We start from the raw sequence: 327 nt of genomic DNA on the forward strand, positions 1-327 counted from the left end.
GAGGTGGGCAAGCAGTTCGACGTGACGCGCGAGCGCATCCGCCAGATCGAGAGCAAGGCGGTGCGCAAGCTCAAGCACCCGAGCCGCAGCGACAAGCTGCGCAGCTTCATCGACTCGCTTTGAGTCGGGAGGCCGGGCTCGGGCCCGGCCTGGGAACGCACCCGGGGGCCGTCAGGCCCCTTTTTTCATGGGATCAACCGGGCGCGCCGACGGCGTCTTTCACGCACTTTTGGGTGAAGCTGTTTTTGGCGGCGCCGCCCAGTTTCTTCTCGGCCGCGGCCGAGGTGCAGACGGCGTGCGCGTCGCGCTCGCACTTCTTCAGGTAGG

At 67.3% G+C, this 327-nt stretch carries 1 protein-coding gene; it reads left to right on the forward strand.

All coding sequences use genetic code 11. From position 1 onward, the window contains the following. Positions 1-123 (forward strand): sigma factor-like helix-turn-helix DNA-binding protein (locus HA630_RS27075; RefSeq protein ID WP_305792593.1); only part of this gene is annotated, 123 nt, incomplete at its 5' end. Positions 124-327 lie beyond the last annotated feature (204 nt).

This window comes from Aquabacterium sp. A08, assembly GCF_011742065.1.